Genomic DNA, 6,277 nt, shown 5'->3' with positions numbered 1-6,277 from the left:
ACTTTACATATGTAATTGTGGATAAATTTTTTAATAACTTATTATTTTTCCTATTAAAACCTATTAAAAATTTCCTCAAATCCTTATTAAATCAAGTAAATCTAGTGTATTTTCTTTTAAATAAATAGTTTGTGGATAAAATTGTGAATAAATATCATTTTTCTTTGAAAAAATAGTCTTTTCTAAGCTATAAATGAATTTTACACTTAATTATCCACTTGTATAAATTCATTACAAACTTATGTGAATAATAATTAAAAATACCTATATTTTTAAGAAAATTTTAATGAAAATTTTGTTGATAACTCTGTTTAAAACATTTAATCTACATAATTCTATTTATATAAACAACAAATAATAAATATATTTATTATTTTAATATTTTTAGTAATAGCATGAAGCAAATTATAAATCCATTAAAAGGAAATAATGATAAAGTACCTATTTGGTTTATGCGTCAAGCAGGTAGATATTTGCCGGAATATAAAAAAGTAAGAGAAACAACAAAAAATTTTCTAGATTTTTGTTATGATGTTAGCAAAGCAACAGAAGTAACCTTACAACCGATAAAACGTTATGGATTTGATGCAGCTATTATTTTTTCCGATATATTAGTTTTACCTCATGCTCTTGGATGGGAAGTGGATTTTAAAGAAAATATAGGGCCTATATTAAAGCAATTCAAATCACAAGAAGATTTTAAATATCTGCAAATCAATCCGAATTATAAATTAGAAAAGGTTTATGAAATAATAAAAAAAGTAAAAAAAGAATTACCATCCCCCATTTCTTTAATAGGATTTGCAGGTAGTCCTTGGACAGTGATGAGTTACATGTTAGAAGGAAAAGGAAAACAGGATTTTAAAACGAGCAAAAAATTCATATATGAAAATAAAATACTTGCTGAAGAATTATTAAATTTTATTACGGAAAAAACAGCTGATCATCTTATAAATCAAGCAAAATCTGGAGCAGATGTTTTAAAGCTTTTTGATTCATGGTCAGGAGTACTTGCAGAAGAGGAATTTACTGAATTTGTAATAGAGCCGACAAAAAAGATTATACTAAAAGTAAAAGAAGTTTTTCCAAAAACTCCTATAATTGCTTTTCCTAAAGGAGCAGGATTATTGTACGAAAAATTTATAAAAGAAGTACCGATAGATGTTTTAGCCGTAGATCAAATGGTTCCTCTTGAAAAAATGAAAGAGTGGAGTGATAAAGTAATAGTACAAGGTAATTTAGATCCGGTTGTATTATTAACTAATAAAGAAATTATTAAAGAAAAAACTTATAAAATTCTTCAGGCAATGAAAGGAAAGAATTTTATCTTTAATTTAGGACATGGTATTTTGCCTGAAACACCTACGGAAAATGTAGAATTTTTGACAGAATATGTTAGGTTATATGAAGAAAAGAATAGCAATAGTACTTTTTAATTTAGGCGGTCCAAAAAACCTTAAATCAGTGAAGCCTTTTCTATTTAATCTATTCTATGACAAAGCTATAATTAATCTACCAAATCCTTTGCGTTATATTATCGCTAAAATAATTTCTATTACTAGAGAGAAAAAATCTCAAAAAATTTATTCTTTAATCGGTGGTAAATCTTCTTTACTGCAGGAAACAGAGGAGCAGAAATTAGCACTAACTGAAAAGCTAAAGCAACTTATAAAAGAAGATTTCGCTATTTTTATAAATATGAGATATTCAGCACCGTTTGCTAAAGAAGTAATAGGTCAAATAAAAAAATATAATCCAAGCGAAATAATATTATTGCCTCTATATTCTCAATTTTCAAGTACTACGACAGGATCATCGGTTAAAAATTTTTTACAAAACCTTGATATTGATATTCCAATTAAAACAATTTGCTGTTATCCTCTAGAAAAAGATTTTATAAAAGCTCATGTTTCATTAATTAAAGAAAAACTATACGATAAAAATTTTCGTATATTATTTTCTGCTCACGGGTTACCCGAAAAAATAATAAAAGCAGGTGATCCTTATGGTTTTCAGATAAAAGAAACAGTACAAGCAATAGTTAAAGAATTAAATATAAAAGATCTAGATTATAAGATAACTTATCAAAGTAGAGTAGGACCTATAGAGTGGTTAAAACCTAATACGGAAGACGAAATAGAGCTAGCAGGAAAGTTAAAAAAAGACATAATTATCGTACCTATATCCTTTGTATCCGAGCATGTTGAAACACTAGTAGAGCTTGATATTGAATATAAATTAATCGCAGATAAATATGAAATTCAATATACCCGAATTCCGACACTTGGAACAAATAAAATTTTTATTAATAGTTTGACAAATATATTGCTACGATTTATTAATAAGGTTGATACTAATTTAGTTATGAGTAGCTCTAGTACAAGAATATGTCCAAACGAATTTACTAAATGTTTGTGTAAATTAACAAGTTAATAAGGAAAAGAATGGCAAGTTACTATCTATGGTTTAAGTCAGTCCATCTGATATCTGCTATATGTTGGATGGCAGGGCTTCTTTATTTACCTAGAATATATGTTTATCATATCAAAGCTAAAATAGGTAGTGAGCTAGATAGTACTTTACAAGTAATGGAGCTAAAGTTACTCAGATTCATTATGAATCCAGCAATGATTAGCACATTTATTTTTGGTTTAATAAATGCTCATATTTACGGGTTTGTTGCTCTTGATACTTGGTTTCACATTAAAATGTTTGCAGTATTAGTTTTAGTGATATTTCACGGTTTACTTGCAAGATGGCGAAAAGATTTTGCAAATGGTAAGAATGTCCATTCAGAAAAATTTTATCGCATAGTTAATGAGATTCCGACTATTTGCATGATTGTTGCAGTGATTATGGTTATAGTGAAACCATTTGACTAGTATACTCTTTGTTATTTGAAAAGGGATTGTTAAAGATATATAGTCATTGCGAGCAGGAAATAATAACAAACTTCTAAGATTGTGTTTCGTCAATATTTTCTTTTGAAGTAGACTCTGCTACGAGTTCAGGTAGGCTCTTGTTAGTTTGGTTGGATATGTAGTTACTCCCGATTAATTAAACTAAAGCATTGCTTTTAAGCTCTGGACATTCGTATTATAGCTGACTTTTGGTAGAGATTTCTACACCCCGAAATAGTGTTTTACTATTTCAGTTAAAGCTTATACCTAACTTCCTTTGGTGGTTTTCAGTAGTCGACGTAGTAGGAGCATTGACTGATAGTAGTGACCCGGAGCTTATTGAAGAAAACTAAAACAAAGGTTAAACGAAGAAAAAAGTGAGGTCATGACAAACTGTCACGGACTGAAATTAACTACCACAGATGGAAAAAAATATATAACAGACTGTGCAAATACAGAGTCATTACTTCGTATTATACAATCTATTCCGTCTCCAAAGGCAGAACCATTTAAACAATGGCTTGCAAGTCGGTTATGAGAGGATTCAAGAAATTTCTGATCCGGAAAAGTCAATTGATAGAGCAAGGGATAATTGGAAACGACACGGTCGTAGCGAGAAATGGATTCAACAACGTATGATGGGGCAGGAAACACGAAATAAATTAACTGATTACTGGAAAAACCATGAAGTAACAAAAGAGAATGAATTTGCTATATTAACTAATATTATTCATCAAGAATGGGCTGGTATAACTTAAAGAACACAAAAATATTAAGGGCTTAACAAATCAAAATTTACGTGATCACATGAATGAAGCAGAATTAATTTTTACTGCTCTTGCTGAATTATCTACTTCGTCAGGTAGTAGAAACCAATAATGTAACAGGAATGGAAGAAAATAAGGTTGCAGGTAAAATAGGAGGAAGTATAGCTAAAAACGCTAAAACGGCCTTGGAAAATAAAACTGGTAAAAAAGTAATCTCAACAGAACATTATTTACCGCCTAAACTTACAAAGTAAAAAATTTTGTTATAGTGAAATGCATTGAATTAGGTGACATTTTTTAATTTTTAAATAATATATCTCATATCGTAAATGGGTTGGCATCGCTATATCCTTAAAAAAAATTGGTTTTGTGGAAAATACTCTCACTTTTGACAGAAGTTTCAACACACCGAAATAGCATTTTGCCATTCCGGTTATGATTTTAAAAAAGTCAATTAAACTTTACTTCAGGTGGCAATGACATTAATATTGCTTCGACATTTCCATCGGTCATTAAGCCGAATTTAGTACCGCGGTCATATAGCAAATTAAATTCTACATATCTACCTCGCCTTATAAGCTGGTATTCTTTCTGCTCAGTTGTCCAAGGTAAAAATAACTTACTTCTAACGATTTCAGGATATACCGACAACAAAGCCTTACCTACGTCCTGTGTAAAGGCAAAATCCTGTTCAAAATTACCATTATTTAAGTAATCATAGAATATGCCGCCTACTCCTCTCGGCTCTTTTCGATGCTTTAGATAAAAATATTCATCACATTGCTTTTTGAATTTAGGATAATAGCTAGAATCATACTTATCGCACACTTCTTTAAAAGCTGCATGAAACTTTACAGTTTCGTTTTTTTCCGGATAAAAAGGTGTTAAATCGCCACCGCCGCCAAACCAACTTTTAGAAGTTTCTATATAACGAGTATTAAAATGCATAGCGGGAATTAGCGGCGATTTAAGATGTGCGACTAATGAAATGCCTGTTGCAAAGAATTTCCCGTCTAGCTCTGCTCCTGGAATTTCGTTGCGGAATTCGGGAGAAATTTTACCAAATACGGTAGATATATTAACCCCGACTTTTTCAAATACTGCTCCTTTCATGAGAGACATGACACCGCCACCGCCTCCGTTACGTTGCCAGCTTGAGCGTACAAACTTAGCCGGTTTTAAACCTTTGGTTTGTGCATATTCTTCTTCGATTTTTTCAAATTCTTTGCACAATAAATCACGTAAATTAGTAAACCAACTACTTGTTATTTCTTTATTTTCTATGTTCATAATTATTAAGCAACGATTTAATTACTTTCCTCATCATATACATAATCACTAAAAATACGGCAGCAATGATCATAATATAAAAAGCCGGAGCATAAAATAAACCTGTGCGCTCTACAAGCCAACGAGAAATAATAGGTGAAGTTCCGCCGAATATCGCTATTGCAAAATTGTAGCTGAAAGCAACACCGGTAAACCTTTGTTCTGCTGTAAACAAGGATATAACGAGTATATAAGCTGTACCTGCTATGCTTCCTGCGAGCATACCAAGCATTGTAAGAGCTATAATTTGTTGCCACATCTCTTCTGTCGACATAAGTAACATGGTCGGTAAAATCAATATCAAGATAGCAACACCAACAAGCATTGCCATTTTAAATTTTCCGATAATATCGGCAGTACCGCCGGCAAGCGGCATCGCTATCATCGCAATAAACGAACTATACGCTAAATATGATAAAGCAATAGTATTACTAAGATGCATTACATTATAATAGAAAACATTTATATATGTTTTTACTAAATACATAACGCTGCTAGCGATAGCACCTATACACATAGTTAAAAACATCGATCTCCAAGCAGTTCTAATTACATTGGAAAAAGGTGCTTTAAGAACTTGTTTCTTTTTCTCAAGCATTTTAAAAATCGGTGTTTCCGATACGCGCAATCGCAAGTAAAATCCTGCAAGACCCATAAATCCGCCAAGCAGAAAAGCAAAACGCCAAGCAAAATCTATATGAGAGAAATAACGTTCTATTATAATACCGATAAGTGTTGCAATTAAGGTACCGGCGATATTTGAACCATGTACTAAACCTGCCGTAAAACCCGGTCTTAAATTTTGACGATGTTCAAGGATAAAAATAGCCGCTCCCGTTCCTTCACCGCTAATACATAAACCTTGAATAAGTCGCATTATAACTAGAGTTATAGGGGCATAAATCCCAATACTTGCATATGAGGGTATGAGACCCATAATAAAGGTCGGAATAGTCATACCTAGCATCGAGATTATCAAAGCGATACGTCTACCGTATCTATCACCGATATAACCGAATAATATGCCTCCTATCGGTCTTGTCAGAAAGCCAACCGCAAATACTCCAAGGCTTAGAAGAATTCTAATGAATTCTGATTCGCCTGGAAAAAAAACTTGTCCAATAATCAGCGAAAAAACTGAATATACCGTAAAGTCATAATATTCGAGTACATTACCTGAAATAGCAGATAAAAAAATGAACTTAGACCTATTATTCATCGAGCTTTAAATAACTTAATTACTAATTAGTTATTATAGACAAGTTACATAATTTATAAAGT

The 6,277-nt window shown here is 31.5% G+C and carries 8 protein-coding genes; 6 read left to right on the top strand and 2 right to left on the bottom strand.

The window, feature by feature from the left end:
* Positions 1–395: 395 nt before the first annotated feature.
* From hemE to RSA_RS09145, 6 genes are all read left to right on the top strand, one after another.
* A complete protein-coding gene (hemE, locus tag RSA_RS06790; RefSeq protein WP_014363365.1) occupies positions 396–1,436 on the top strand; it encodes a uroporphyrinogen decarboxylase in 1,041 nt (346 codons plus the stop codon).
* Positions 1,393–2,433, top strand: coding sequence for a ferrochelatase (hemH, locus tag RSA_RS06785; RefSeq protein WP_012151474.1), 1,041 nt, complete (start codon positions 1,393–1,395; stop codon positions 2,431–2,433). The genes hemE and hemH overlap by 44 nt, the downstream gene beginning before the upstream one ends.
* 11 nt (positions 2,434–2,444) lie before the next feature.
* Positions 2,445–2,882, top strand: coding sequence for a protoporphyrinogen oxidase HemJ (gene hemJ / locus RSA_RS06780; RefSeq protein WP_012151473.1), 438 nt, complete (start codon positions 2,445–2,447; stop codon positions 2,880–2,882).
* Positions 2,883–3,285: 403 nt separating this feature from the next.
* Positions 3,286–3,438 carry a BRO family protein gene (locus RSA_RS09885; protein ID WP_231284234.1) on the top strand — a complete coding sequence of 51 codons (153 nt, stop codon included), beginning with the start codon at positions 3,286–3,288 and terminating at the stop codon, positions 3,436–3,438.
* On the top strand, positions 3,422–3,658 hold the full coding sequence (locus RSA_RS09880; protein ID WP_230453561.1) for a hypothetical protein: 237 nt from the start codon (positions 3,422–3,424) through the stop codon (positions 3,656–3,658). Before RSA_RS09885 ends, RSA_RS09880 begins: the two co-directional genes overlap by 17 nt.
* An 80-nt stretch (positions 3,659–3,738) precedes the next feature.
* Complete coding sequence (locus RSA_RS09145; RefSeq protein ID WP_231284233.1) at positions 3,739–3,921, top strand: hypothetical protein; 183 nt, start codon at positions 3,739–3,741, stop codon at positions 3,919–3,921.
* A gap of 196 nt (positions 3,922–4,117) precedes the next feature.
* Here the strand turns inward: RSA_RS09145 and hemF are convergent, their stop codons facing one another.
* Both hemF and RSA_RS06765 read right to left on the bottom strand, forming a co-directional pair.
* The gene (gene hemF, locus RSA_RS06770) at positions 4,118–4,957 is read right to left on the bottom strand and encodes an oxygen-dependent coproporphyrinogen oxidase (RefSeq protein ID WP_014365111.1); all 840 of its coding nucleotides are present in this window, start codon (positions 4,955–4,957) and stop codon (positions 4,118–4,120) included.
* Positions 4,941–6,215, bottom strand: a complete 1,275-nt coding sequence (locus tag RSA_RS06765) for an MFS transporter (protein WP_014365110.1) — start codon at positions 6,213–6,215, stop codon at positions 4,941–4,943. The genes hemF and RSA_RS06765 overlap by 17 nt, the downstream gene beginning before the upstream one ends.
* Positions 6,216–6,277 lie beyond the last annotated feature (62 nt).

It is taken from the genome of Rickettsia philipii str. 364D (assembly GCF_000283995.1).
Taxonomy (GTDB): domain Bacteria; phylum Pseudomonadota; class Alphaproteobacteria; order Rickettsiales; family Rickettsiaceae; genus Rickettsia; species Rickettsia rickettsii.
Note: the sequence above shows the minus strand (reverse complement) of the source record. Positions and strands in the feature narration are given on the sequence as shown.

Coding starts and splice junctions, on each gene's coding strand:
- hemE (WP_014363365.1), top strand. CDS start 396: ATGAAGCAAATTATAAATCCATTAAAAGGAAATAATGATAAAGTACCT.
- hemH (WP_012151474.1), top strand. CDS start 1,393: ATGTTAGGTTATATGAAGAAAAGAATAGCAATAGTACTTTTTAATTTA.
- hemJ (WP_012151473.1), top strand. CDS start 2,445: ATGGCAAGTTACTATCTATGGTTTAAGTCAGTCCATCTGATATCTGCT.
- RSA_RS09885 (WP_231284234.1), top strand. CDS start 3,286: ATGACAAACTGTCACGGACTGAAATTAACTACCACAGATGGAAAAAAA.
- hemF (WP_014365111.1), bottom strand. CDS start 4,957: ATGAACATAGAAAATAAAGAAATAACAAGTAGTTGGTTTACTAATTTA.
- RSA_RS06765 (WP_014365110.1), bottom strand. CDS start 6,215: ATGAATAATAGGTCTAAGTTCATTTTTTTATCTGCTATTTCAGGTAAT.